The organism is Nonomuraea cavernae, from assembly GCF_040655715.1.
GTDB lineage: Bacteria > Actinomycetota > Actinomycetes > Streptosporangiales > Streptosporangiaceae > Nonomuraea > Nonomuraea cavernae_A.
Genome location: NZ_JBFAKL010000024.1, coordinates 62,186 through 88,814, shown reverse-complemented (window position 1 = coordinate 88,814; position 26,629 = coordinate 62,186). Strand labels below are relative to the sequence as shown.

The 26,629-nt window shown below is 69.4% G+C and carries 17 protein-coding genes; 12 read left to right on the top strand and 5 right to left on the bottom strand.

Going from position 1 to position 26,629, the window contains the following annotated elements; translation table 11 throughout:
* The first annotated feature begins 214 nt into the window (after window positions 1-214).
* Window positions 215-6,253: a hypothetical protein gene (locus AB0I38_RS29720; RefSeq protein WP_358484805.1), complete on the top strand. Its 6,039-nt coding sequence runs from the start codon at window positions 215-217 to the stop codon at window positions 6,251-6,253.
* A complete protein-coding gene (locus AB0I38_RS29715; protein WP_358484795.1) occupies window positions 6,250-8,295 on the top strand; it encodes an MBL fold metallo-hydrolase in 2,046 nt (681 codons plus the stop codon). The genes AB0I38_RS29720 and AB0I38_RS29715 overlap by 4 nt, the downstream gene beginning before the upstream one ends.
* Window positions 8,296-8,382: 87 nt before the next feature.
* On the opposite strand, the gene AB0I38_RS29710 is transcribed toward AB0I38_RS29715, so the two are convergent.
* Window positions 8,383-9,552, bottom strand: coding sequence for an ammonium transporter (locus tag AB0I38_RS29710; protein WP_358484780.1), 1,170 nt, complete (start codon window positions 9,550-9,552; stop codon window positions 8,383-8,385).
* Window positions 9,553-9,808: 256 nt separating this feature from the next.
* On the opposite strand from AB0I38_RS29710, the gene AB0I38_RS29705 reads away from it, so the two are divergent.
* The 10 genes from AB0I38_RS29705 to crcB (AB0I38_RS29660) all read left to right on the top strand — a co-directional run bounded on the left by AB0I38_RS29705 (window position 9,809) and on the right by crcB (AB0I38_RS29660) (window position 17,327).
* Window positions 9,809-10,792 (top strand): urea transporter, encoded by a 984-nt coding sequence (locus tag AB0I38_RS29705; RefSeq protein WP_358484773.1) that lies wholly within the window; start codon window positions 9,809-9,811, stop codon window positions 10,790-10,792.
* Window positions 10,793-10,817: 25 nt separating this feature from the next.
* Window positions 10,818-11,126 (top strand): urease subunit gamma, encoded by a 309-nt coding sequence (locus tag AB0I38_RS29700; RefSeq protein ID WP_358484765.1) that lies wholly within the window; start codon window positions 10,818-10,820, stop codon window positions 11,124-11,126.
* Window positions 11,123-11,881 (top strand): sirohydrochlorin chelatase, encoded by a 759-nt coding sequence (locus tag AB0I38_RS29695; protein ID WP_358484756.1) that lies wholly within the window; start codon window positions 11,123-11,125, stop codon window positions 11,879-11,881. The genes AB0I38_RS29700 and AB0I38_RS29695 overlap by 4 nt, the downstream gene beginning before the upstream one ends.
* Complete coding sequence (ureB, locus tag AB0I38_RS40440; protein WP_436838791.1) at window positions 11,871-12,344, top strand: urease subunit beta; 474 nt, start codon at window positions 11,871-11,873, stop codon at window positions 12,342-12,344. The genes AB0I38_RS29695 and ureB overlap by 11 nt, the downstream gene beginning before the upstream one ends.
* A gap of 5 nt (window positions 12,345-12,349) precedes the next feature.
* The gene (ureC, locus tag AB0I38_RS29685) at window positions 12,350-14,074 is read left to right on the top strand and encodes an urease subunit alpha (RefSeq protein WP_358484750.1); all 1,725 of its coding nucleotides are present in this window, start codon (window positions 12,350-12,352) and stop codon (window positions 14,072-14,074) included.
* 13 nt (window positions 14,075-14,087) lie between these two features.
* On the top strand, window positions 14,088-14,831 hold the full coding sequence (locus tag AB0I38_RS29680; RefSeq protein WP_358484740.1) for an urease accessory protein UreF: 744 nt from the start codon (window positions 14,088-14,090) through the stop codon (window positions 14,829-14,831).
* 10 nt (window positions 14,832-14,841) lie between these two features.
* Window positions 14,842-15,477 (top strand): urease accessory protein UreG, encoded by a 636-nt coding sequence (gene ureG / locus AB0I38_RS29675; RefSeq protein WP_358484720.1) that lies wholly within the window; start codon window positions 14,842-14,844, stop codon window positions 15,475-15,477.
* Window positions 15,459-16,421 carry an urease accessory protein UreD gene (locus AB0I38_RS29670; RefSeq protein WP_358484699.1) on the top strand — a complete coding sequence of 321 codons (963 nt, stop codon included), beginning with the start codon at window positions 15,459-15,461 and terminating at the stop codon, window positions 16,419-16,421. The genes ureG and AB0I38_RS29670 overlap by 19 nt, the downstream gene beginning before the upstream one ends.
* A 71-nt stretch (window positions 16,422-16,492) precedes the next feature.
* Window positions 16,493-16,966, top strand: a complete 474-nt coding sequence (gene crcB / locus AB0I38_RS29665) for a fluoride efflux transporter CrcB (RefSeq protein ID WP_358484678.1) — start codon at window positions 16,493-16,495, stop codon at window positions 16,964-16,966.
* Between the two features lies 1 nt (window position 16,967).
* On the top strand, window positions 16,968-17,327 hold the full coding sequence (crcB, locus tag AB0I38_RS29660; RefSeq protein WP_358484667.1) for a fluoride efflux transporter CrcB: 360 nt from the start codon (window positions 16,968-16,970) through the stop codon (window positions 17,325-17,327).
* A 12-nt stretch (window positions 17,328-17,339) separates the two neighbouring features.
* Here the strand turns inward: crcB (AB0I38_RS29660) and AB0I38_RS29655 are convergent, their stop codons facing one another.
* From AB0I38_RS29655 to AB0I38_RS29640, 4 genes are all read right to left on the bottom strand, one after another.
* Entirely contained in the window at window positions 17,340-18,080 is a 741-nt protein-coding gene (locus AB0I38_RS29655) for a CbtA family protein (RefSeq protein ID WP_358484648.1), read from the bottom strand.
* A gap of 25 nt (window positions 18,081-18,105) precedes the next feature.
* On the bottom strand, window positions 18,106-18,315 hold the full coding sequence (locus AB0I38_RS29650; RefSeq protein ID WP_358484644.1) for a CbtB domain-containing protein: 210 nt from the start codon (window positions 18,313-18,315) through the stop codon (window positions 18,106-18,108).
* A gap of 235 nt (window positions 18,316-18,550) precedes the next feature.
* The gene (locus tag AB0I38_RS29645; protein WP_358484640.1) at window positions 18,551-26,311 is read right to left on the bottom strand and encodes an amino acid adenylation domain-containing protein; all 7,761 of its coding nucleotides are present in this window, start codon (window positions 26,309-26,311) and stop codon (window positions 18,551-18,553) included.
* Window positions 26,308-26,622 carry an acyl carrier protein gene (locus AB0I38_RS29640; RefSeq protein WP_358484633.1) on the bottom strand — a complete coding sequence of 105 codons (315 nt, stop codon included), beginning with the start codon at window positions 26,620-26,622 and terminating at the stop codon, window positions 26,308-26,310. The genes AB0I38_RS29645 and AB0I38_RS29640 overlap by 4 nt, the downstream gene beginning before the upstream one ends.
* Window positions 26,623-26,629 lie beyond the last annotated feature (7 nt).

Here is a 26,629-nt window from a genome sequence, read left to right as displayed (position 1 = left end):
CCAAGCAGTCACCGACGGGGCGATGCAACTGTGACCACTCGGGCCGAAACACGAAACACACTGTGAACGATCAATAACAGATCGAGCATTTCGCCTACTCGCGAAGGCGCGCGAGAGCAATGATCTCCTTGATGTGCACGGCAATGGAAGGGCGAGATCAGTGACGCAGCGACACTGTATCGAAAAGCGCGGGCAGTGCCTCCATCCTGCACCGATGGGCGACATCAGTGCCCTGCCAGCCTTCGCTCATGCCGATGTGGTTCTCGCCGATGTGACGGCACGAGTCGGCGCTGACGATCTCATGGCGGTCCGCTCCTACCCACCGCAGCTCCGCAAGGCGATCATCAGCCATACCGGGCTTCGGGATCCACGCTCGATCAGCAAGTCGGTAGCCACCGGCTTGGAGCGCGTCCTACGGGGCAACGACAGGAGACGGCGAAGCTCGCTCATCGGTGTGTTGAGCGCACCCATTGAAGACGGATTTGACAATCATGACGAACTCTCAAAGGACGACTGCGTCAGCCTGCTGAGTGTCGATGATGCCAAGAGCGTTCTGTCCCGTTCTTGCTGTTTCGCGGCCGCCCTGCGGCACACTACGCAGCTACCCGCCCCCCTGGTCGCGCTCATGGTGGCTGAGATGTACGGACAAGCGAAGCCGCTGTCCGCTCTCGCGCTCGGGTTGCTCACCGGAACCGCCAGGCATATGGGACAGGATGCGAGCAACGCAGTCTGCTCAGCCTGGTCACAGCTCCGCGATCTCCATCCAGAGCTTCCCGAGGTCCCGATCTCTCTGCTTGATCTGCGGGACATCGCTTCATCGCTGCCCACGAACATCTCCGGAAGTCTGGTAGACACCAAACCGGAGCCTGTCGAGGCCGCCGAGCAGGAGATCAGCGAAATGACAACGAAAGCTCAACAAACGCCTGAGAAGGGCGACCCAACGCGGGCACTGCGCGCGGAGCTGACATCCCTGCGCCAGGCGCTCCAGGTGGCCGCAGCCGCTGCGGACCGCGTCCAGCGAGCATTCACCGCCACCGGCAGACCGCTCGACCAGGACCTCGACCTTCTTCTGCGGGGCGTCCAGGACTTTGACAGCCTGCGCGACAAACTCGAAACCGAACACGGTGCCACGATCCCCGAGGCGACCACGGAAGCCCTTCAGCAGGTACTCGACGATCTCGAGTCGGCGAACTCCCAACGCGAGGAGATCCTCGCGTTGGCTCGCATCAGCGGCCCTCCCCCGCTCGATCACCTGCTCCAGGAGGTTCGCGAGGCCGCTCTGGCGGAGTCTCCTATTGTGCAGATCCTGGCGCAGCTCATCCGGCTGACTGGTGATCCCGACGCCGCCCCGCACATCATCGAACTGGAGGAACGTTTTCAACGGGATGCTCCTCTCACCTGGATACCGCTGCTCACTGCCGTCGCGCGCGGATGGCTGACCGTTGCAGACGGAGTGCACGACGTTTCGTCCACTCTCGAGGTTGAGCCCTCCTCCGAGGATCCCTCGAAGGAGGAAGGCGGCAGCGCGACAACCACCTCGGACGAACTGCTCGGCCCGCCCTCCGGAGCGGAAGCGACCATCGTCTCCACAGACGAGGATGAGTTGGCCGCTCTGGACGCCATCATCAGTGACAAACTTCAGAAGAAGCCGTCCGGGCAGCCCAAGGCCGAGGTGAGCGGCCCGCCGGTGGATGAAACGTTTCGAGAGGTCGCTTCCGCCGAGCCTCCCGTGGCATCCATGGCCCCAGCCGATGCGGTGACGATCAGCGGTAGTGCAGAAGACGCCGAGGCGTTCGCCCTGCGCACCGGGCGGTTCGGGCTGGCGGCCTGGATTCGTGATGCCGCTGGTAGACCGTCCGCGGAGGTGAACGTGAGGCGATGCGCCGCGATCGCCGCCGAGATGAGCGAGTTCGCCGGTCGGCTGTCGGCCGCGTTCGCCGAGTCCGCCGACGGCCTGTCGATGAAGGCTCTCGGCGACGACTCCGCCGGGCAGTTGCTGGCCTGGGCCGCCGCGCTGCGCACCGGGCTGATCCAGCCGACGCCGGAGGCCGCCCAACTGCTCGACGATCTCTCACCTGCCTTGTCCTCCTACCCTGGCCTGGCTGCCTACGGCGACGGCTTCAGCACGATGGCCCGGGCCGGCGCGTATCTGATGCCCGGGTTGTCAGGGCGGATGCACGACACGTCGCAGGCGGAGGCCAATCGCATCGACGCTTCCACCGCCGCCGCCAAACTTCTCAATGAGGGACCCTCCCAAAAGATCAAATTCGCATTGGCCACGGAAGTGTGGAAAACCTTGCTCCAGGCCGATTCGTCTGGCCTAGGCAAGCTGCTCGCCATCGCAGCCCATGACGACGCCTCCATGGCTCGCGACGCCAACCAGGAACTTGACAAGCTCCGGGCTGGGACCGCGATCAACCGCCTCATCGACGAGACGGCCAAGGTACGGGGAAGCACCCGCATTCACTCCGGGGCACGCGCCAAGCTGATCGAGAAGATCGACAAAGCTCTGGGAATCGTGGCGGACTGGGTGACGGCCGCACGCGAGGCAGAGTCGTCGCGCACCGACGACTCCGGTGTGTCGTGGATCGTCAAGCACCTGAACGACCTGCGCGCGATTGTCGCCGAGAACAAGGAGCATGCCCAGGAGGACCTCACAGCCCTGGTGAGTTCATCCGACCCGCTCATCGCCGCCGCCGCAGTGGGTGCTAAGAGGTTGATCGACAATACTCTGCGTCTCCTGGACGGCGGTCCACTGGAACGGGCGGAGCCGCTCGCCGCTCACGTGCTCAACGGCGACCTACTGCTCTCACCGACAATCCGATTTGCGGCGGAAACGCTCACTCCGCGGACCAAGCCCTCCTTGGACGAGCTGGTGTCCCTCTGCACGCCGGACAACCGCGACTGGCGTGCGGCCTTCGAAGCCCGCGCGGCCCTGGGCGATCACGAGGGTACGCGTGCGCTTCTCAACGTTCTGACGCGCCAAGACCAAGTGCATGCCACTGAGCTCCGGCAGCGCCGGGACAAACTGGTCGACTCCGCCAGGCACGAGCGCACGATCCGGATAGAGGATATCCAGGACCGCATCGCGCAGTGGCGCCGGGACGGTGTGCTGTCCGAAGTGGTCTCTACTCACTTCTCCGCCAGGCTCCACGCTCTCGGCAGCGACGAACGGGAGGACTTTGGCGCCATCGCAGACCATCTGACCGAGCTGGAAGAGGCTGTGGCTCAAGTCCACGCCGACGAGATCGCCGCAGAACAAAACCGGCTCCGGACACTGAGTGCTGACAACTCCGACGTGGCAGCGGTCCAGGACCGGATCAGACGCTTTGTCGAAATTGGGGACCTGACTACTGCCCGCGAGTTCACAGCCCAGGCGAAAGCCGGCAAGGAGCTTCCCGAGATCTCCAGCGCCGTCGATCACCTGGAGAAGTTCTTCCCCCACTTTCCTCAGGCCTTCGAGGACATATCCACTCAGGTAAGTGGGCGGCAGCGTGGCCGAGAGGGAGGGGAATGGCTGCAGAAACTCAAGGGTGCCCTCGCTACCGGCGGCGAGATCACCGATCCCGATCTTGACGGACTCCTGAGCCGAACCGGCCTGTCAGTTTCCGGGATTCCGCTGAGCCGCCGCCGGGTCGCCGACAACGGTCTACGCCTCTGGCGGACCGTGGCCCAGGGGCCGAAGGCCGCCGGAAACTTCAAATCCGCGATCGCGGCGATCCTGCAGATGATCGGCATCGAGGGCGAACAGGACGCGGCCGACCCGGAGCAGAACCGGCAGTGGATCACGCTGAGCCAAGTGAATCCCATCGGTGATCCGCTACTACCCACTTTCGGATCCCGGATGAGCCCGTCCGGCAATCGTCTCCGGCTGCTTCTGGTATGGAAGCCTCCAGGGCCGCAGCAGGTCATCGAGTCGCTGAAGGACCAGCCAGAGGACCAGACCGTTGTGGTCTTGTACTTCGGCGTCCTCTCCGCTGAGCAGCGCCGTCAGCTCGCGACGTTGAGCCGCAGGCGGCCCGCGCCGGTAGCGGCGGTACTCGACGATGCCGCGATCGGCTACCTGGCCTGCCTGCCGGACGCGAACTGGGCAACGACGGTAAGTTTGCTGGCGCCGTTCACCGCAGCCAATCCATATGCGCCCACCGGCGAGGTGCCGGAGGAGATGTTCTACGGGCGGCAGGACCAACTGCGGGAGGTCACCAGCCGGACCGGTTCCTCCTTTGTGTACGGCGGGCGCCAACTCGGTAAGTCGGCGCTGCTGCGCAAGGCCGAGCGAAAGGTCCGCGAGACCGACGTGAACCGGAAGGTCATCTCTGAGATCATCCAGAACATCGGCCGAGTCACCAAAGTCACTGCCCTGTGGCCACTGCTCGCCGGCAAGCTCGCGGATGCCGAAGTCCTGCCGCGGAGCGCGGCCTCTCTAACCGACCCTAAGGAGATCTGCCGCAAGGTGCGGGAGTGGATCGATGGTGACCCCGCACGGCAGTTGCTCATCTTGTTGGATGAGGCCGACGAGTTCCTCGACAAGGATGCGCGGGACTCCTTCTTCGCCAACGTAATCGCGCTGCGTGACCTCATGCACGAGACGGACCACCGGGTCAAGGTCGTCTTCGCGGGCCTGCACCAGACGGCCAGGTTCGAAAGCCTGCCCAACCAGCCCTTCGCTCATCTGGGGACGCCCGTCGCGGTCGGCCCGCTTGACCCGCAGGACGCCTACAACCTGCTGACCGAACCACTGGCGGCGCTCGGGTTTCGATTCCCCGCCCGTCTGGCAGCGCGCGTCATCGCGGAGGCGAACAACGCTCCGGCTCTCATCCAGCTGTTCGCCGATGCTCTCCTGACGCGACTACGCCGGATTTCCACGCCGAACGCGCCGCTGCCGTACGAAATTAGCCGCGAAGATGTGGACGCAGTCTGGCGGGACAACAAGCTGGCTCGGGGATTCCGCGATCGGTTCGAGTGGACCTTGAACTTGGACAAGCGGTACAAGGTCATCGCCTACACCGTGGCGTTCCACGCCCTCGGCGCGGGGACCGACGTCACGCTGACGGCGAACGAACTGCGCAACGAGTGCCAGCAGTGGTGGCTCCAGGGGTTCCGGGAGTCCACAAGTGACGGCTTCCGCGGTCTGCTCGACGAGTGCGTGAACCTGGGCGTCCTCGCTTCCGACGGCGAAGGTTACAGGCTGCGTACTCCGCACATTCTTAACCTGCTGGGTGGGGCCGACGAAGTGGAGACCGTACTCGGACAGGCGGAAGCATTCGAACTGCCCGACTCCTTCGATGCGCAGTCCTACCGGGACGCCTACAAGAGCCACGGCGAACGCTCCCCGCTGACCGGTAGCCAAGTGACTCTGCTGCTCAGCCCCCGCAACGTGCTGCACCTCATCGCGGGTTCATCCGCCCTGCAGATCGACCGGGTGGCTACCGCTTTGGAGGAGGCCGCAAGTCGACAGGCACGGACTCACCGGGTCGGCATAGGCGGGCTCACCTTCGACGGAGCAGTACAACGGGCGGCCCAGGGATCCGACCACAACATCGTGATCGCCGATCTGACCGGCCTAACCTACAGGAAGGCGAACGCGAACGTACGGTTGGCTGCGAACGCGATCTCCATACGTACCCGGGGCACGCTTTCCGTTGTCCTGATCGCGCCTCCCGAACACGCCTCCGAATGGCTTTCGACAGGTCGTCGTCCTGACGCCGTAGGAAGTGGGACCGGTGACCTGATCGAGCTCCAGCGGTTCAACCGTCCCGCCATCCGCCAGTGGATGCACGAAGCGGGTCTCGGCTTCCAGGACGAGCCGAGTCAGGACACGCTGCTGCGTACCACCGGCGGATGGCCGCTGCTCATCAGCAAGGTGATCCATGCCCTCACCAGCAGCAACGCGGACCGAGATCACGCGCTGGAATCTTGCAGGACGTATGTGGACCGAGCGCCGGAGGAGTTCGTCCGCTCGACGGGAGTGCTCTCCGGCAAAGCGCTCAGCGCCGCATGGCACACGCTCGTAGAGCAGGCCGATATCGCCGACACTTCGGAAACGCTCGCGGAGTTGCTGGCTCTGGCCGGAGCGGACGAAGGAGCGCATCCGCTGTCGGAGGCGGGGCTCCAGGAGGAGGGGTACATCTCCACCGAGGATCTGGTCGAGGTGCTGCGAATTCTCGGCGCGCTGGTAGTCCAAGATGACGGCAAGCTCCGCCTGGAACCCGTTCTGATGAAGGCCACGCAGCGGATGGGGCTCGGTCAGTGATCTCCGATCCGCTCCTACCGATCCTCCACGCGGCTGCCGAAGTGTTCCTGTCCCGGCCTGGACTGGCCAGGCAGGAACACGATGTTGCGCAGTTCGCCTCCGATCAACGGCAACTGATCCTCGACACTCTGGTCAAGCTACCCGGCCTACGCGCTCAGGTCCGCAACCGTCTGCGAATGACTCGCGACCGACTGGATCTGAAGGCGGTCTCCACGCTGGTCCTGTCCGCTGACCGCGACACCGTCATGGCCGGCCTGCGGCTGGTGGACGAATTGGCGAAGGAGGGCCGTACACAGCAGACCCTGCGGAAACGCCATCAGGACAGAGTCCGTGAACTGCAAGAAAAACTTGAGACCGCCAAGGGCCGCCACGAGCATGCCCAAGCGGCTCTTCAATCTGCGAACAGCGCACTCGCGGACGCGGAAAAGCGAGCCGAGGAGTTGGACGTCCAGGTTGCGGCCCTCCAACGCAGGCTCCATGACCCTCGTGCCATGGCGTCCAGTCTGCTGGGAGTCCTGCAGAAATCACCCGGCTCCGCCGACATGGGATCGGAGGCGCGGGATCCGCGCAATCGTCCGGCTCAGGCTGAGGACGAGCCCATGCCTCTTGTCGCACTCTCGGCCAGTAGCGCGGGAATCGAACCGGAAACCCTTGTTACGGCACTACAGGCAATCATCATGCCGCCGCCGCTTGAGCCGAAGGTTTCTCGGGTGACTGTGACCCGGGAACGACATCTCAGGATTAACCCGCTTGGCGGCGCAACCGAGATCGGAGGCTCCTGTGTGCTCATCGAGGCCGGCGACACGCGCGTTTTGATCGACGCAGGTCTGCGACCTGGCGATCCGGCGCTTCCACCACGTGATATCGATCAGGCCCTGTCTGATCCTGTCCATGCCGTCGTGGTCACGCACGCACACATCGATCACTGCGGTTACGTTCCCGCCCTGGTCGAACACTCGCCGGATCTGCGTGTCATCGCCACCTCAGAGACCAACGCCCTGATGCCCCGGATGTGGGCGGACTCGGCGAAGCTCATGGGCGAGCGAGAGCGTCTTCACCGTCGATGGGGTGCGGAAGGCGAGGCTCTTTACCAGCGCGACGCGGTGGAGGCCGCCACACAACGCTGTGAGGAAATCCCGTATGGCATCCCGCGCGAGATCGGTGATGTCACGGTGGAACTCTTCCCTGCCGGGCACATCCTGGGCGCCGCCGGTGTGGTCGTCCAGGCCGGCAACCAGCGCATCGTTGTGACGGGCGACATCTCTGGATTTCGCCAGGAAACGGTGGACGGCTATTCCATCCCGGATTCGGCGCGCACCGCGGATCTGTTCGTCATGGAGTCCACCTGCTGCGCCGAAGAGCACGTTCAGCGAGAGACACGCGTTAAGGATCTGATACGGGCTGTCGAGGAGATCCACGCGGGAGGCGGGCGTGTCCTCATCCCCGCCTTCGCTCTCGGCCGCGCCCAGGAGCTTGCCCTGATCATGCGCGTTCAGTTACCGGACGTTCCCGTACTCATCGATGGAATGGCCGCCGATGTCGCATCCTCTTTCGAGCGCATCACGGCAGATCGATCGACTCCCTTGCGCATCTTCGGAGGCAATGTGGCCCGCGCGTCGCGGGTCAGGGACCTGGACGCGTTCACCTCCGGTGTTGTGATCACCACGTCAGGCATGCTCACAGGAGGTCCCGCCGTGGAATGGGCAGCCAAGATCCTTCCTGAGGCACGCAGCGCCCTGTTCCTGTCGGGGTATCAGGATGAGGAGTCGGGCGGCGCGAGACTACTCAGGCTCGTTGAAGAGCAGGCCTCCTACCTGACCGTCAACGATCGCGGAGTACAAAAGGAAATTCCCCTGAACGCACGGATCGAGATGATGCGTCTGTCCGCCCACGCCGACAAACGAGGGCTTCTCGACATCGCCGATGAAGTCAGGCCCCGCCGAATCATGCTGGTTCATGGTCTCCCACACCGGCAACGGGCCTTCCGTAAGATCTTGGAAGTTCGAGGGCACCACTGTGCGCCAACCGGGCGCTGGGGATAGTTCCGGCAATGTCCACACGGCTGGCCTGTACTTATTTCAGGCACCTAGCGTGCTTGGATGCCCGCCCCTTTCCCGCGATCATCCGGATCAGCTCTCGGCGAAGTTGCGGTCCGCGCCCTGCTCCTGCTCCTCGTCCGTCATGCGCATGCGGAAGAGCCTGTCGATGACGTACCCGATGGCGTACGTGAGGACGAACGAGTAGACGCCGACGGCCAGGATGGCGACCGCCTGCTTGCCGAGCACCGCGGCCGAGCCGCCGTGGAAGAGGCCGGGCACCCCGCGCAGCTCGCCGGTGGCGAAGAAGCCGAGCGACAGGAGCCCGACGATGCCGCCCACGCCGTGGATGCCGGTGACGTCCAGGGTGTCGTCGTAGCCGACGACGAACTTCATCTCCACCGCGTACGTGCAGACGATGGCGGCGATGATCCCGATGAAGAAGGCGCCGACGGGGTTGACGAAGGCGCACGAGGGGGTGATGGCCACCAGCCCGGCGAGCGCGCCGCTGGCGGAGCCCACCTTGGTCAGGTGCCGGAAGCGCAGCCATTCCAGCAGCCGCCAGGCCAGCATCGCGGAGCAGCCGGCGATCATGGTGCTGACGAAGGCCCTGGAGGCCACCGCGCCGTCGGTCAGCGCCGAACCAGCGTTGAACCCGAACCAGCCGAACCACAGCAAACCCAAGCCGAGCATGACATAAGCGATGTTGCCTGGTCTGGGCCCTTCCTGGCGCCGGAAGGCGACGCCCCGGCCCAGCACGAGCGCCATGGCCAGCCCGGCGATGCCCGAGTTCAGCTCGACGACCAGGCCGCCGGCGAAGTCCATGACGCCCCACTTGCTGAGCCACCCGGACCGCGCGAACACCCAGTGCGCGATCGGCGCGTAGACCAGGGTGACCCAGACGACGACGAAGGCGATCCACGGCCCGAACCGGGCGCGTCCCGCGATCGAGCCGCTGATGAGCGCGACCGTGATGATGGCGAAGGTGGCCTGGAAGGCGGCGTAGACGTAGGTGGGGATCCGCCCGAACACCTCGGTGGGGGCCATGCCGGGGAAGTTGGTCCAGCCGATGAGCCCCGCACCGCCGGCGTCCCTGCCGAAGGCGAGCCCGTAGCCGTAGGCGAACCACACCACGGTCACCAGGCTGATGCAGATGAAGCTCATGTAGAGCATTGTCAAAAGATTCCGGGAGCGGACCATTCCGCCGTAAAAGAAAGCCAGTCCGGGGGTCATGAGAAGCACCATCGCGGTACTGACCAGCATCCAGGCAGAATCGCCGGTGTTCAGACCGGTCGGCATTTCTTCCCCCTCGTTCAAGCTGCGCTTCCGAATCCCGCTCACTGGCATATGGCGAGGCCCTGCCCGCTGTCCTGACCTCAGCACCGGAGATGCAAACACGAAGTTTCGTGACTTTGCCGATCATTAACTCCCCGCTATTTTTCGGTGGGCCATGGCAGGGAATTTAACGGTGCGACCCGCACTATCCGTGTGTTTTCTGGAAGAACGGAGGCCTGGTGCCATGGGCTCCGCGTCGCAGCCGGCGGACACGCCGGGCAGAACCGGCTCGGCACGCGGTAACCGGCTACTCGACCTGCTGTTGACCGTTCCGCGCGGCGTCGCGCAGGTCGATTTTCAGCCGAGCTACTGGACCGGCCTGCTGTTCATCGTCGCGCTCTTCGTCGGCGGCTGGCAGTTCGGCGTCTTCGGGCTGCTGGGAACGGTGGCCGCCACCGCCACCGCCTACCTGCTGGGCGTCACGTGGAACCGGGTGTCCATCGGGCTCGAAGGCTTCTGCGGAACGCTGATCGGTGTCAGCCTCGTCCTCTACCTCGGTGTCAGCTGGATGACCGTCTTCCTGGTCATCGGGGGCGCGATCGCCGGGAGCGTGCTCACCTCGGCCATGGTCACGGTGCTCACCCCGTACAACCTGCCGACGTTCACCGCCCCGTTCTGCGTGATCACCACGGTCATGGTGATCGGCGCGCCGTCGTTCGCACGCGTCTGGGCCGGGCACGTCAACACCACCGCGCCGTCCGTGACCCACCCCGGCACGGCGGTCAGCTGGACCGACGTCTGGCAGGGCACCTTCAACGGTGTCGGCCAGGTGTTCTTCCAGAACAAGTGGTACGTCGGCCTCATCTTCCTGGTGGGACTGCTGGTCGCCGGCTGGCGGATCGCGCTGGTGGCCTTCCTGTCCAGCCTGCTCGGGCTGCTGGTGGGCTGGTCGTTCGGCGCTCAGGCGGCCGACCTCGGAGCCGGTCTGTACGGCTACAACTCGGTGCTGACCGGGATCGCGCTGGCCGGGACGTTCGTCGTGCTGACCCCGGTCAGCGGTGTCTACGCGGCGATCGGCGCCGCTGCGGCGGCCGCGCTGACCGCCGGGGTCGGCAACCTGTTCGCCGTGGTCGGCGGCCACACCCTCACGTGGCCGTTCGTGCTGATCACCTGGGTCTTCCTCGCCGCCGTCCCGATGCTCGCCAAGATCCACCGAGTCGCCACCTGAGGCGCCGATCCGAAAGAGAACCTGAATGAACCTCACACCACGAGAGATCGACAAGCTGCTCATCTTCGTCGTCGCGGAGCTGGCGGACAAGCGCAGGAAACGCGGGCTGAAGCTCAACTACGGCGAGTCGGTGGCGCTGATCAGCTCCGCCATCATGGAGGCGGCCCGCGACGGCAAGACCGTGGCCGAGTGCATGGAGCTGGGCAAGAACGTCGTCGGCCCCGACGACGTGCTGCCCGGCGTGCGCGGGATGCTCAAGCTGATGCAGGTCGAGGCGTCGTTCGACGACGGCACCAAACTGGTCTCCTGCCACGATCCCGTAGGCGGAAAGTGACGACCCGGCCCCGCGACGTCCTGCTGGCCGCCGGGCACGAGAGCCTCGGCGGGGCGAGCCTGCGCGACCTGCTCGGGCCGGGCACCGAGGCGCACGCCGCCGGGCGGGACCTGGCCGCGGCCGTCCGCGACCACGCCGGCGCCGTGATCGTGCCGATGACGCTGGGCCGCGACCCGGATCTGGCCGCCACGGCCGCGCAGACCCTGGCCTGGGCGGGACGCGACCGGACGCCCGGAGACCTGCTGCTCGCGGAGCCGCTGGGCTCGACGGAACACCTGGTCGGCTGGATCAAGGCGGCGATCGGCAGGGTCATGCGCGCCGGGCCACCGCCGCAGGCCGTGCTGCTGTCGGCGCCGGCCGCCGGCAGGCCGGAGGAGGACGCGGAGCTGTTCAAGGTGGCGCACCTGGTGGGGCAGGGCCTGCCGGTCGGCTGGGTGGAGGTGGCGCTGACCGGCGGCCGGCCGGACGTGCCGGAGAGCCTGGGCCGCTGCCGCCTGCTCGGGGCCTCGGACGTGCTACTCGTCCCCGCCTCGTTCGTCACGGCGCCGGAGCTCGACGGCGTGCGGACGGCCGGCCCTCTGCTGGGCCCGGCCGGGCTCGCCGCACTCATCCGGGACCGTGTTGCCACGGCGGAGCGCCGGTGGCGCCTGGACGGCGACGACGGCCTGACCCGTGGTGGCAGGGCCGCGCACCACCACCATGACCACGAGCACGAGCACAATTCCCTAGAAAGGGCGACGTTCCATGTCGGATGACGGTGTTTACATTTACGGAGAAGGAAATATCGAGCTCAACGCGGGACAGCGAAGAGTGTCGCTCACCGTGCACAACACCGGAGACCGGGCGATCCAGATCGGCTCTCATTTTCATTTCTTCGAGAGCAACCGAGCCTTGAGTTTCGACCGGGAAAAGGCATTCGGCATGCGCCTCGACATTCCATCTGGCACCGCGGTTCGATTCGAGCCTGGTGACACCAAGGACGTCCAGCTGGTGCAATACGGCGGCGGTCTGCGGATCGTCGGATTCGGCGGGCTGCTCAACGGCAGCGTCCGCTCCCGCGAGGCACGGCGGGAGGCGATCGTGAGAATGCGCGCCCGCGGTTATCTCGACGAGCCGGGGAGCCCGGAGAAACACGAGAAGCCGGAGAAGCCGGAGAAGCCGGACAAGGGCGCCGCCAAGGCGAAGCGCTCATCCCGACCCGCAGGCAAGAAGGGCTGACCTCGATGACCAGCATCGACCGCAAGCGGTATGCGAGCATGTACGGCCCCACCGTGGGCGACCGGATCCACCTGGGCGACACCAACCTGGTCGTCGAGGTGGAGAAGGACTACACCGAGGGCCACTACGGCGACGAGGTCCAGTACGGCGGCGGCAAGACCGCCCGAGACGGCATGTCCTCGGATCCGGGCTCGCAGAACGCCACGATCGCCCTCGACACGGTGATCACGAATGTGGTGATCATCGACCCGATGCTCGGCATCATCAAGGCCGACATCGGGATCAAGAACGGGCGGATCGCAGGAGTCGGCAAGTCCGGCAACCCACACACGCAGAACGGCGTGGACCGGCGGCTGATCGTCGGCGCGGGCACCGAGGTGATCTCCGGCGAGAACCTCATCGCCACCGCGGGCGCCATCGACACCCACGTCCACTTCATCTCCCCGCAGCAGGCGCAGCACGCGCTGAGCAACGGGATCACCACCTTGATCGGCGGCGGCACCGGGCCCGCCGACGGCACCCGCGGCACCACCTGCACGCCGGGCCCATGGAACATCGGCCGCATCCTGCAGGCCTACGAGGGCATCCCGATCAACGTCGGGGTCTACGGCAAGGGCAACTGCAGCCTGCCCGCACCTCTGGAGGAGCAGCTCCGCGCGGGCGCCTGCGGCCTGAAGGTGCACGAGGACTGGGGCACGACGCCCGCGGTCATCGACTGCGCGCTGTCGGTGGCCGACGCCCACGACATCCAGATCAACATCCACACCGACACGCTGAACGAGGCGGGGTTCGTCGAAGACACCATCAGCGCGATCAACGGACGCGCGATCCACACCTACCACTCCGAAGGAGCCGGCGGCGGCCACGCCCCGGACATCCTGCGCGTGATCGGTGAGCCCAACGTGCTGCCCGCCTCCACCAACCCGACGCTGCCCTACACGGCCAACTCGGTGGACGAGCTGCTGGACATGACGATGGTCTGCCACCACCTCAGCTACGACGTCCCCGAGGACATCGCCTTCGCCGAGAGCCGGGTCCGCGCCGAGACCATCGCGGCGGAGACGGTGCTGCACGACCTGGGCATGATCAGCATCATCGGCTCCGACTCCCAGGCCATGGGCCGGGTCGGCGAGTCGGTCACCCGGGCCTTCCAGATCGCCCACCACTGCAAGGACCAGCGGGGCCCGCTGCCGGAGGACTCCGCCCGCAACGACAACTACCGGGTGTTGCGCTTCCTGTCCAAGGTCACCATCAACCCGGCCCGCGTCAGCGGCATGGCGGACACGATCGGCTCACTCGAGGACGGCAAGCTGGCGGACATCGTGCTGTGGCCCATGCACTCGTTCGCCGCCAAGCCGTTCATGGTCGTCAAGGGCGGGCTGATCAGCTGGGCGGAGATGGGCGACCCGAACGCGTCGCTGCCCACCCCGCAGCCGGTCTACTACCGGCCGATGTTCGCCGCCGTCGGCAAGGCGCTGCAGAAGACCTGCGTCACCTTCATGTCCGACGCGGGGATCCAGCGTCAGGTGCCCGAGCGGCTCGGGCTGGAACGGATCATCGCGCCGGTGCGTCAGTGCCGTACGGTCGACAAGCGGCACATGCTGTACAACTCGACGCTCGGCGACATCAGAGTTGACCCGGAAACCTACAAGGTCACCCTGAACGGCGAGCTGATGACCATCGAACCGGCCCGCAAGCTCCCGCTCAACCGGCTCTACTTCATCGCTTGAGCAAGGAGATGCGATGAGCCTGTCGCGCGGTGGCCTGGAGCCACTGTTCGCCCAGTTCCAGCTGACGGACTCGGGTTTTCCCAGCGGGCTGTACACGCTGTCGCACGGCTTGGAGGGCTACGTCCAGGAAGGGCTGATCGGCTCCGGCGAGCCGAGCGCCCGGCGGCCGACGGACCCGCTGACCGATCCGCTGACCGACCTGCTGACGGACCTGCTGGAGAACTCGGTGGGCCCGGGAGACGCGACGGCCCTGGTGCTCGCGCACCGCGCGGTCAAGTCCGGCGACTGGGACCGGGTGGTGGAGGTGGACCGCCGGCTACACGCCATCAAGCTCGCCCGCGAACCGCGCACGGCCTCGACGAGGACCGGAAAACAGGTGCTGGCCACGGCCGTCTCCGCCCTCGGCTCGGCGACCGCCGCCCGGCTCGCCGACCTGGTCGCGTGCGAGGTCACACCCGGCAACCACGCGGTCGTCATCGGGGTGGTGCACGCGGGCGGCGGGGTGCCGGTGACGAACGCGGTAGCCGGTGACCTGCACGCGTTCGCCGCGAGCTTCACGGCCGCGGCGGTGCGACTGGGCCGTACCGACTTCCGCCGGGCGCAGGCGATCCTGCGCGAGGTCAGGCCGGTCCTGGCGCGGGTCGCCCGAGCGGCGCTGGACGCCGACGATCCGCGCGACGTGCACGGCTGCGTGCCCGTCGCCGACACCGTCTCCGCCGCCCACGAGCGGGCGCCGGCCCGGCTGTTCATCACCTGAAGGGATCGACATGGAACTGGAAACGGTGTTCAAGGTCGGCGTCGGCGGGCCCGTCGGGTCCGGCAAGACCGCGCTCATCGAGGCGCTCATCCCCATCCTCATCGAGCACGGGCGCAGACCCGGTGTCATCACCAACGACATCTACACCCAGGAGGACGCCGACCACGTCCGCCGCACGCTGGCCGGCATCCTCGCCCCGGAGCGGGTGGTCGGCGTCGAGACCGGGGCCTGCCCGCACACCGCGGTGCGCGACGACCCGACGATGAACCTCGCCGCGGCGGCCGAACTGCTCGACCGCTTCCCCGACATCGACATGCTGCTCTTCGAGAGCGGCGGCGACAATCTGACGCTGACCTTCAGCCCGGTGCTGGCCGACGTGTACGTGTTCGTCCTGGACACCGCCGAGGGCGAGAAGATGCCGCGCAAGCGTGGCCCCGGCACGACGGACTCCGACCTGCTGATCATCAACAAGATCGACCTCGCGCCGTACGTACGGACCGACCTGGCGGTGATGGAACGCGACGCGCACGCGGTGCGCGGGACCGGGCCCGTCATCCTCACCAACTGCCTGACCGGCACCGGGGTCGGCGAGGTCGCCGACTTCATCGAGGCTCGTCAGGGGGCGGAGTGGGTCTCGCAGAACTAGCGCGCCGGTCCGGCGGCTCGCCCGACCGGCTGGCCCCGGACAGCTACACCGCGACCTGGCTGCCCCCCCAGGTCGCCCGCCACGCCTCCGGCGTGGACATGCTGCCCGTCGGCAGCCCCGGCAAGGTCGGCATCCTCGACCTGGCCTTCGAGCTGATCGGCGACCGGACCGAGCTGACCGCCCTCTACCAGAAGGCGCCTCTGCACACCACCCGGCCGCTGTACTACGACCCCGAGTGGCCGGACATGCCGTACGCGATGTTCCTGTCGTCCAGCGGCGGCGTCATCCAGGGCGACCGGTACCGCATCGACGTGACCTGCGGCGCGGACACGTCGGTGCACCTGTCCACCGTGGCCGCCACGCGCGTCTACCGGATGGACCAGGACTACGCCTCCCAGCTGGTGAACCTCACCGTCGGACCGGGCGGCTACCTGGAGTACCTGCCGGGGCACACGATCCCGTACGTGGACTCGCGGTACTACCAGCGGATCGGCGTCACCGTGGATCCGGACGCGACCGTCGTGCTGGGCGAGACCGTCATGGGCGGCCGGCTGGTGCGCGGCGAGCGGCACGCCTACGCCGCGTACTGCTCCGACCTGGAGGTGCGTGGCCCCGACGGGCGGCTGATCTTCGCCGATCCGATGCGACTGGCGCCGTCCGAGCGAGCGGTGACCGGCCCGGCCGTGCTGGCCGGGTTCGACGTCGTGGCCTCCCTCTACGTCGTCAGCGGCGCCAGGCCCGCGCGGGAGCTCGCCGACGCCATGCACGACGCGCTCTCGGGGACGGGGCTGCGGGCCGGCGCCGGCGTGCTGCCCGGGGAACGGGGGGCGTGGGCCCGGATCCTCGGCGACCGCTCCCCCGAGGTCACGGCAGCGCTGCACCTGGCCTGGGACGTCGTGCGCCGGCTGCTCAGAGGCGTGCCCGCGCCGGACCGCCGCATCTGACCACTGACCCGGCCTATCTGACCCGCCCTATCTGACCCGCCGTATCCGACCTGCGAGGAGGGACTGCTCCTATGAACAGCGGTGAGCATCTGGGACGACGCGAGCGCGCCGAGGCCGTCGCGCTGCACCCGCACGGCGCGCCCGCCTGGCAGCCGGGTGTGTTCCTGGACATCGCCATCGGAGGCGCCGTCGGCGCCCTGGCGCGTTATCTGCTGACCGCGGCGATCCCCGCCTCGCCGACGGGCTTTCCCTGGGGCACCTTCACGGTGAACGTGATCGGCTGTTTCCTCATGGGCCTGCTGACGTCGTACCTGCTGGCGAGCAGGCCACGGCCGTTCGTGCGGCCGTTCGCCGTGACCGGTTACCTGGGCGGCTTCACCACGTTCTCGCACCTCATCGACGGCATCCACAACCTGGGCGACGCGGGCAGGTGGGGGCTGGGCGTCGGCTACGCGGTGGCCAGCGTGGTGATCGGCTGGATCGCCGTGGTGGCGGGGCTGATGCTCGGCAAGCACCTCCCACACCACAAGGACAGGACGACGTGAGATGGCGATCATCATGGTGCTCATCGGCGGCGCGCTCGGGGCCATGTCCCGGTACGCGCTGGACCGCTACGTCAAGCAGCGGGCCGGCCGGGCCTTCCCGTGGGGCACGCTCGTGGTCAACCTGCTGGGCGCGGGCTTCCTCGGCGCGCTGCACGGGGGCGGAGCGGGCACCGAGGTGGAGGCACTGCTCGGCACCGGCTACTGCGGCGCGCTGACCACGTTCAGCACCTTCGAGCTCGACACCGTCCACCTGATCCGGGACGGCGCGTACGGCAAGGCCGCCGTGAACGCGGTCGGCAGCCTGGTGCTCGGCTTCGCCGCCTTCGCCGCCTGCTACGCCATCGTGCGCGCCCTGGTCTGACAGCCGGCCGGGTCAGGCTCCCGTCACGGATATCGGAGTGGCCCGCGAACGGGAGGCCAGGGACCGCTCGGTGAGCGCGCCGAAGATCAGGCCGAGGCCGGTCCAGAGCACGGCCTGGACGCCGAGGGAGGCCACCCGGAAGTCCCACAGCACCGTGGCCGGGAAGTTCGCGGAGCCTTCGTTGACCGACGGCAGGATCAGGTAGGCGGCCGCGACGAGCGCGATGAAGACCCCGCCGCCGGCCAGCGCCGCGTTCCAGTTGCCCAGCCGCGCGGCCAGCCGCTGCCCCACCTGCACCGAGACGACCATGATCGCTATTGAAATGGCCATCAGGGCGAAGAACAGGAGCGTCCGGGTGCCGACGGTGTCAGGGTTGCCCACGGCGGGCGGGTTGGCGGGGTACTTCAGCAACGGCACCAGCGCGACCGCGACGAACCCGCCGCCCGCCACCAGTGCCGCCGTGGCGCGCGGGCCGAACGACCCGATCCGCCCGTACGCGATGGCGAACGCGACGGCGAACAGCCCGCCCAGCGCCACCCCGAACAGCCCGATGCCGACCGCCAGGCCGAGCGTCTCCTGGATCGTGCGTGAGACCACCTCGTGTTCGTGGGCCGCCTCCGCGACGGCCGCCTGCTGCTCCTCGAACCCGATGGCGAGGTTCACCTGGGGCTCGCCGAAGATCCAGGCGAACACCAGCGCGAACGCGGCCGACGCGAGCCCGGCGAGCATGCCTCGTACCAGTAAGGCGCTCATCGCCATGGCGTTGCCCGCCCTCCGGTCAGTGACAAGGGAACCCGAGCAGATGCCGGCCGTCGTGCACGAACTCGTGCACCGTCTGTCCGCTGATGAGGGTGAGCGCGCCCTGTTCGACGCCGATGAAGTAGATGATGACGATCGACAGGACTCCGGCCAGCACGGCCCACGGGAGCACCGAGCGCAGCGGGATCAGGGGAAGGGACTGTGACTGGGGGACGGCTACCTGTGCCAAGAGGGGTCTCCTTCGAGATCGCGCGTGTTCCGATCGACGGGTGACCACGGCGTCGCCCAGAGGCGTGACCCGCGGACTCCGGGTACGCGGCGTGGCGATCATGCTGGGCATTCCACGCAAAGTCACGACTTAATTACGAAATGTACGACGAGGCAAAGAGGTAGTCAACCATCCCCGGGGGAGACCTTCCTTACCCACGATCGCCACCCCTTGCTCATCGTGCTCCCGGCCGGCGTCACCGCCGCCACGGCGGCAGCAGGGTGTCCTCCAGCATCATGGGGACGCCCCGGAAGCCCGCGTCACGAAGCCGTCGCCACGCCTCGCCCACCTGGGCCGGTGAGGGAGGTCCGATCACGCCCCGTTCGGCGCCGGTCAGCTCAGGCAGGGCGGCGACCAGGCAGCCCATCGACACCGCCGGGGCCGGACGGTAGGCGCGCAGCGCGGCGAGCGCCCCGGCGAGAACCGGGTCGGCCGGGATCCAGCGGAGTTCCCGCAGCGGCTCCGGCCAGCGCAGCATGCCGCCCTCGGTGACGTACAGGCGGCCGGCATCGGCCTGCCGGGCCGCGTCCGCGACGTCGAACATGTGCGGGGCGGAGTCGTCCACCACGATCGTTCCCTCGGCCAGGCGGTCCACGTCCACAATCGCGGCGGCGCTGGCGGCGCCGAGCAGCAGGCTCGCTCCCCGCACCTGGTCGGTGACCCCGTCCGGGGCGGACACGGCCCGGCGCACCGGCCCGCGGTAGCCGCACTGACGCAGCGCGTCGTACGCGTCGCGCAGGCGCTGTCCGGCGGCGGGCGCCTCGACCAGGACGATCTCGGCGGGATGACCGAGGACGGACACCAGCAACCGGCAGGCGGCGCCGCCGACCGAGCCGAGTCCGATGACCGCCACCCGGTGCTCCGCCAGCCGGGTGCCGGTCTCCTCCAATGCCCGTGCCACGTTGAGCACCACGGCCGCCGCCGTCACGTCGTGGCCAGTGGTCACCTCGGGCAGGCCCGGGGGAAGCGCACGGCCGTAGTCCAGGGCGGCGGCGACCAGGCCGGTCAGCGCGGTGCGAACCGCTCCGTGCTGCCGAGCGTGACGGGCGGCGCGACCGACGAGCCCGGCAAGACGCTCCGGGTCCGCGAAGAGGTCGTCGGCCAGGATGGGCAGCAGGTAGTGGCCAACGGTTCCCAGCGGGGTCCGCAGGATCCTGCGCAGCACCGGACGCTCGCCCAGCCGGCCGAGAACGTCTCCGGCGCTAAACCCGCCGCGCTCCAGGGCGCCACGGGTTAGGTAGCCGACGGCGGCGGCGTCCAGGCGTCCGCTGGGGACCAGGGTGAGAAGCTCGTCCGGGTCAGAGAACACCGCCGCGACCAGCCCGGCAACCGGCCACCCAGCCAGTCTCTCGATCGGCACCCCGGTCGCCCCCGGCGGCGGCCCAGCGGTCGGTCCGGTCGTCGGTCCGGTCGGTCCAGTGGTCGGTCCGGTCGTCGGTCCGGCGGGCGATCCGAAGAGCGGCCCGGCAGTCCGGGGGGTCACGGCTCCGGTGAGGGCGGCGGGGGCGTCCCGCGGTGCCGCTCGCCCCGTGGTCTGGCGCAGGCGTCCGACGAAGGCGGCGTAGACGGGAGCGCGGAGCAGGTCGGTCACGGTCACCGGGTGGCCGAGACGTGCCGCGAGGCGGGAGACGAGGCGCACGCTGTCCAGCGAGGATCCGCCTTCGGCGTAGAAGTCGCTGCCGGGCTCCGGCGCGCTCCCGGTGATCTTCTGCCATTCCCCGGCCACGATCGCGTCCAGGTCGGCGAAGACCCTGGGGTCCGCGAACTCGGCGCTGGGGGCGGTGGGCACCGGGACGGCGGACGGGGCGTACTCCGGCCCGGCCAGCGGGCGGCGGTCGAGCTTGCCGTGCGGCGTGAGTGGCAGCGCCGGGACGAAGACGATCTCGTCGGGCAGCATCCACGCGGGGACACGCTCGGACAGGTGAGCCAGCAGCGTCGTCCGGTCCGCACCGGACGGGCGGGCGACGACGACGGCCCGCAGGCGGCCACCGCCGGTCGGCACGACGACGACGGCCACGTCCCGCACCCCGGGGTGGCTCCGGAGGTGCGTCTCGACGTCGCCCGGTTCGATGCGGTGACCGCGTACCTTGACCTGCTCGTCGTCGCGACCCAGCCACAGCAGGGTGTGCTGCTCGGTGAGACGGACGCGGTCGCCGGTGCGGTAGGCCACCACCGGGTGCGGCGCGGCGTCCGCGCGCAGGAACCGCCCGGCCTCGTCGGCGGGGTTGAGGTAGCCCAGGCCCAGGCAGGCCCCGCGCACACGCAGCTCGCCCTCGACGCCGAGCGGCACCAGGTGGCCGGTCGCGTCGGTGACCTGGCAGACGATGTTCGGGATGGGGCGGCCGATCGGCACGCCACCGGTGATGTCAGGATCGTCGATCACCATGTGGGTGATGTCGTCGGCGCACTCCGTCGGCCCGTAGGCGTTCACGATCCGCGGGCCGCCCGCGCGCAGCCAGCGGCGGCACACCTCGGCGCTGACGGCCTCGCCGGTCACCATCAGGACGTCGAGGACGCCGTTCGGCCGTGGCCATGGCCGGGCCTGCCCTTCAGCGGCGTCCAGCAGGGTGGCCAGATGGCTCGGGGTCGTCTCGTACACGCGCACCCGCCGGTCGTCGAGCCTGCCGAACAGGCCTGGAGGGTCAAGCAGCAGGTCGTCCTCCAGCACCACGACCCGGCCGCCGACCAGCCACGGCACCGCGAACTGCCACAGAGAGACGTCGAAGGAGGCCGGAGCCGACTGGCCCACGACGCACTCTTCGTCGAGGCCGAGCAGGTCCACCTTGCTCCACCAGTGGTTCGCCATCGCGGCGGGCCCGATCCGGGCGCCTCGCGGGCTGCCGGTGGACCCGGAGGTGAAAAGGATGTACGCGCACTCGGCCAGTGGTCGCGGCGACTCGGGTGGTCCTTCCTCCTTGGGGAGGTCGTCCAGGTCGAGCGGACGGACGGAGCCGGGCAGCGTGGCGCTGCCGTGGCGGGGATCGGTGAACACCAGCCGGACGCCGCCCCGTTCGGTCATTCTGGCCAGCCGCTCGGCGGGGAGCCGGTCCGACAGCGGCAGGTAGGTGCCTCCGGCGTGCCAGATGGCCAGCACGGCGGCCCACGATCGGGCCGAGCGAGGGGCCAGGACGCCGACGACCGGGTGCGGTTCGGCGGTGTGGCGGCGGATGCCTCTCGCGTAGTGGCGGCTCAGGGCCGCCAGCTCGGCGTAGGTGTAGGACTCGGTGGCGTCCTCCACCGCGACGGCGTCCGGACGGGCGGCCGCGTGCCTCTCCACGACGCGCGGCAGCGACAGTTCGGCCGGCCGGCTCCGGGTCGGGCCGCGACCGGCCGCGACGACGCGCGCCAGTTCGGCGGGGGGCAGCCGGTCGGCTTCGACCAGCGCGTCGACGTCCCGCGCCGCCGTACGGACCGCGTGCACCAGGCAGGCGAGGAAGCGGCGCGCGTCCGCCCGGGTGACGGCGGGCGCGCGGTGGTCCACCGAGACGCGTAGCCGCCGGCCGGTGGCGTCCAGAGAACACTGCACGGTCAGGTCCATGTAGGTCTGGTCCAGCGCGGTGACGCCCCGGAGGCGGAGCGCACGGCCCTCGTCCTGGATCAGCTCGCGGTAGAGGTGGAACTCGGTGTAGTTGAAGACGGTCGACGGCTCGAACCCGGCCGCCAGACCACGCAGCGCCGCGTACGGGGTGCGCCGGTGCCGCCAGGAGTGCCGTTCGGCCGTCACCACCTGCTCGACCAGGTCGCGCCAGGTGGTGCTCGGGCCGAGCTCGGTGACCACCGGCATGATGTTCAGGAACAGCCCGCACATGGCCTCGGCGCCGGGCAGCTCGGGCCGCCCGTTCACCATGATCGCCGATCCGGTGACCCGGCTCCCGGTGAAGAGCGCGACGGTGCGCATGTGGACGGCCCACATCAGGGTGCGCAGCGACACTCCCAGAGTCTTGGCCGCCTCGCGCACCGCGAGCAGTTCGTCCTCGCCGAACACGTGGTCGTGGCGCTGCCAGGTGGCGGGTTCGCCCGGTTCGCCCGGCGCCAGAGCCAGCCGCCAGGCCGTGTCCGTCCGCTCGACGACGCCGCGCCAGTGGGCCAGCGCGGCCTCGTCCCGGGTGGCGGCCCGTTCCAGCTCGACGAACGAGGCGTACGAGGGGATCGGATCGGTCGTTCCCCTCGCCGTGATCGGCAGGGGGCGACCGTCGCGGGCCGACAGGGCGCGTTCGTAGGCGTCCAGGATGTCGCGTCCGAGCACGGCCACGCTCCAGCCGTCCAGGAACGGCTCGACGATGGACAGCACGGCCCGATCGGGGGCCAGCCGGTGCAGGTGGAAGACGAACAGCGGTGGGGAGTCCCACGCGAACGGGCTCCGGCGCACCTCCTCCCGCCAGCGGCTCAGCTCACCGGCCTGATCGGGTCCGGTCAGGCCGGTGAGGTCGTGCTCGACGAGGCGGGGGGTGACCTGCGCGACGACGACCTGTGCCGGACCGCCGTCGGCTGCCAGGTCGAACGCGGTGCGGACGGCCTCGTGACGGACCGCCGCCACGCCCAGCGCCGCGCTCAGGACCTCGGAGTCCACCTCTCCGGCGAGGTCGTAGGACGTGAGGTACGTCAGGTAGTCGCCGCTCACGTCACGGTGATAGACCAGCCCGGTCTGGAGCCGGGACAGGGGGAATCTTCGCTGGACGCGGTGCCCCCGCCACCGTTCGTCCCCCGGCGGCGCCGTCGCACCGGCGAGGCCCATCGGCGACCCTGTCTGGCCTGGAAGGTGCGGAAGATCCGGCGGTGTCGCCTTCGGCCCCTGGAGGTCCGGTGGAGCGGGCTGGAGGCGGGCCGTCAGGGCGCGCAGGGTTCGCGTCTCGAAGAGGTCGGCCACCTCGACCGCGAGGCCCGCCTGGCGTAGCCGTCCCACCAGCCGTACCGCGTTGATGGAGTCGACCCCCAGGTGGAACAGGTCGACGTCGGGCGGGACCTCCGCCAGGCCGAGCAGCTCGCCGACCGCCGCGTGCACGACCGTCCACCGGTGGGGCGGCGTGCCGCTCCCCTCCTGCCGCGCGCTGGCATCCCACGGCAGGTCCCGGCCGCTCAAGGTGCCCAGCTCGCCGCGGGTGAGCTTGCCCGCCGTGCTGTACGGCAGCCGGTCCACCGCCGTGAACAGGGTCGGGATCATGGAACGCGGCAGCCGGTCGGCGGCATGGGCGCGGAGCTCCTCTGCCGCGACCTCGCCACGGAGCACCACGTACGCCTGCAGGCGGCGCGGCCCCGGCGCCTCCGCGCGGTAGACCACCCCCGCCGCCGTGACCTCCGGGTGCTCGCCGAGCACCGCGTCGATCTCCTCCAGTTCGACCCGCTGGCCGTTGATCTTCACCTGGTCGTCGAGCCGGCCGAGGAACTCCAGAACCCCGCCGGCTCGCCACCGGCCCAGATCGCCCGTGCGGTAGGCGTGCTCCCCCGTGGCCGTGCCTGCGCGGAACCGGCCGTGGTCCTCGGTGCCGTCGCCGAGGTAGCCGAGGGCCACGCCCACCCCCTCGATGACGATCTCTCCGGTGACACCGGCCGGCACCTCGCGTCCCTCGTCGTCGTGGACACGCACCTGAATGCCGTCGATGGGGCGGCCAATGGGCACGAACGAGCGTCCGTCATCGGGATCGAAGGTCCACCAGGTGACGTCGATGGACGCCTCCGTGGGCCCGTACAGGTTGTGCACCCGCGCCTCCAACTGTCGGCCGGCCCGCTCCGCCAGCGACCGGGACAACCGCTCGCCACTGGAGAACACCTGCCGCAGGCCGGGCAGGGGCCGGCCGGAGGCGGCGTCGAGGAAGGCCCCCAGCATGGCGGGCACGAAGTGCACGGCGGTGACGCCGTACCTCTCGATGACGTCGCACAGGTAGCCCGCGTCCACGTGGCGTCCGTGCCGGGCGGTCACGACGGTCGCGCCCGTCGTGACCGGCCAGAACAGCTCCCACAGGCACACGTCGAAGCTCAGCGGGGTCTTGGCCAGCACCACGTCGCCGGGGCCGAGAGGGAAGGCGCGCCGCATCCACTCCAACCGGTTGGCGAACCCGTCATGCCCGACCGCGACCCCTTTCGGGCGGCCCGTCGATCCGGACGTGTACATGACGTAGGCAGCCCGCTCGGCATCATCCGGCCGGGCCAGCGGAATCCGCCGCGCCGCGTCCGCGAGTCGCGTCTCGGGGCGCGCGGCGGCGAGGCGCAGTGGCCGTCCGAGCACCGTGCAGGCGGCCGGCCCGCCGGTCTCGTCCTCCTCGACGAGAATCCCGGCCCTGCTGCCGCCCAGCAGGTACGCCGCGCGGCCCGGCCGGAGCTCGGGGTCGAGCGGCAGCAGGACGCCACCGGCGAGCAGCACGCCGTGGGCCACGGCGATCAGCGGGGCGCCGCGCGGGAGGCGTACCGCGACCGCCTGACCGGGGGCGATCCCGGCGGCGGCCAGCCGTCCGGCCACCTGCTCGCTCGCCTCGGCCAGCTCGCGGTAGGTGACGGCCCTGGCCCCTCCGGGCCCGTCCTCCACTACGGCGATGACGTCGGGATGCCTGGCCGCCTCGGCCAGCAGACCATCGCCCACCCGCCGGCTCGGGCTCTGCCCTGTCGGCGCCTGCCGCTGCGCACCTGGCGCGGCCCCGCCGTCCCCCAGCGATGGCGAACCGGGCACGACCGTCGCGGTGCCGCCTGCCCGAGCGGCGGAGCTGTCCTCGGGCAAGGTGAACGCCTCCGTCACCGCCGCGGCGGTGAGGTCGGCGATCCATTCCAGCTCCTCCCGGGGGCGCCCGCCGGCCCGGCACTCGAAGGTCAGGGCCAGCCTGCCGTCGCGGGAGGCGACGTAGACGTTCAGCAGGAACTTGGCGGTGCCGTTGTGCAGGAGGTAGGGCCGCCAGCTCAGGCCCGCGACCTCCGTCGGCGGCGGCCGGTGATGGGTGACCATCCCGGCCGGCTGCAGCAGGTTGACGGCGACGACCGAATCGCCGCCCATGGCGTCACCGAGCTCGGCGCCGGAGCCCCAGTCGGCGTGCATGGCCGCGTCCCGGAGCTCCTGGCCCACGCGGCCGGCCAGCGACCCCAGCGTGTCGCCGGCCGCGACCTCGATCCTGGCGGGCAGGGTCCTGACCCGGTAGCTGACCTGGCCGTCCTCGGCGGGGGTGCGGTGGCTGATCGGGATGCCGACGGCGACCCGCGGGTCGCCGCTCCAGCGCGCCAGGGTCGCAGCCAGCCCGCTCACCGTCAGCGCGAACATGCTGGCACCCGCCGCCTTCGCCCGTGGCTCGGCGGTGTCCCGTAGGTCGACGTCACAGATCCGCCGCAGGAGGACGCCCGTGTCGGCGGTCGCCCGGGGATCGGCGGGGCCGAGCGCGGGAAGCTCCCTCGCCAGGGTCAGGCGCGGCGTCCAGAAGCGCGTGGCCTCCGATGCTGTGACCAGCGGACGGTACGGAAGCTCGGCCGGGCCGGGCGCCGCCGTGACCGGGTGCTCGACCAGGTCCCGGTAAGCGCCGATGATCTCCCGGACCGCCAGCCGGATGCTCAAACCGTCGCACACGCAGTGGTGGAACGTGAGCTGAAGCACCCCGCCCGCCGGGCCCAGGTCCCAGTAGAGCATCCGGTGAAGCGCCTGACCGGGGAAGAACGCCCGTCGCGCCTCCTCACGCACCGCCTCCGCGCCGTCGTCCCGTACCCAGGCCCGGGGAGTGGATGCTGCGGCCGGGCTCACCCGCCAGACCGGCTCGACGGCGTCCTGCCAGCTCAGGTTGCCGCCCTCGTCGCGGACGGCCGAGCGCAGCCTGTGGTGGCGGCGGACGACGGCACCGGCCGCGGCCCGGAGCACCGATGCGTCGACGGGGCCCTCGATCTCCAGCGCCACGCAGATGTTGTAGGTCGCGGCGAGCGGATGGCGCTGCTGGTATCGCCACAGAGCCGCCTCCTCCGGAGTGAGCGGGCCAGGCAGGATGGCGCTCATCGCTGGAGGTCCGCTGCCTCGGCCGAGGCCGGTTCGGCCGTACGGGCGGACGTGCGGACGGACGTGGCGGCTGCCGTGGCGGCGACGCGCGCGGCGAAGTCCTCCATGTCGGCCGCCGTGTCGAGGTCGGCCAGGGTCATGCGCACCCCGCAGGCCCCGTACACCGCGCCGATGAGCCGTAGCGCGGTGAGCGAGTCGCCACCGCAGTCGGTGAAGCCGCCGCTGTGCCCGTCCGGCAGGAGCCGTAGCCACAGACCGCGTACGCGCGCACGGATCTCACGCTCGGTGTCCGGGGTGTCGATGGGCGACATCTCGCTC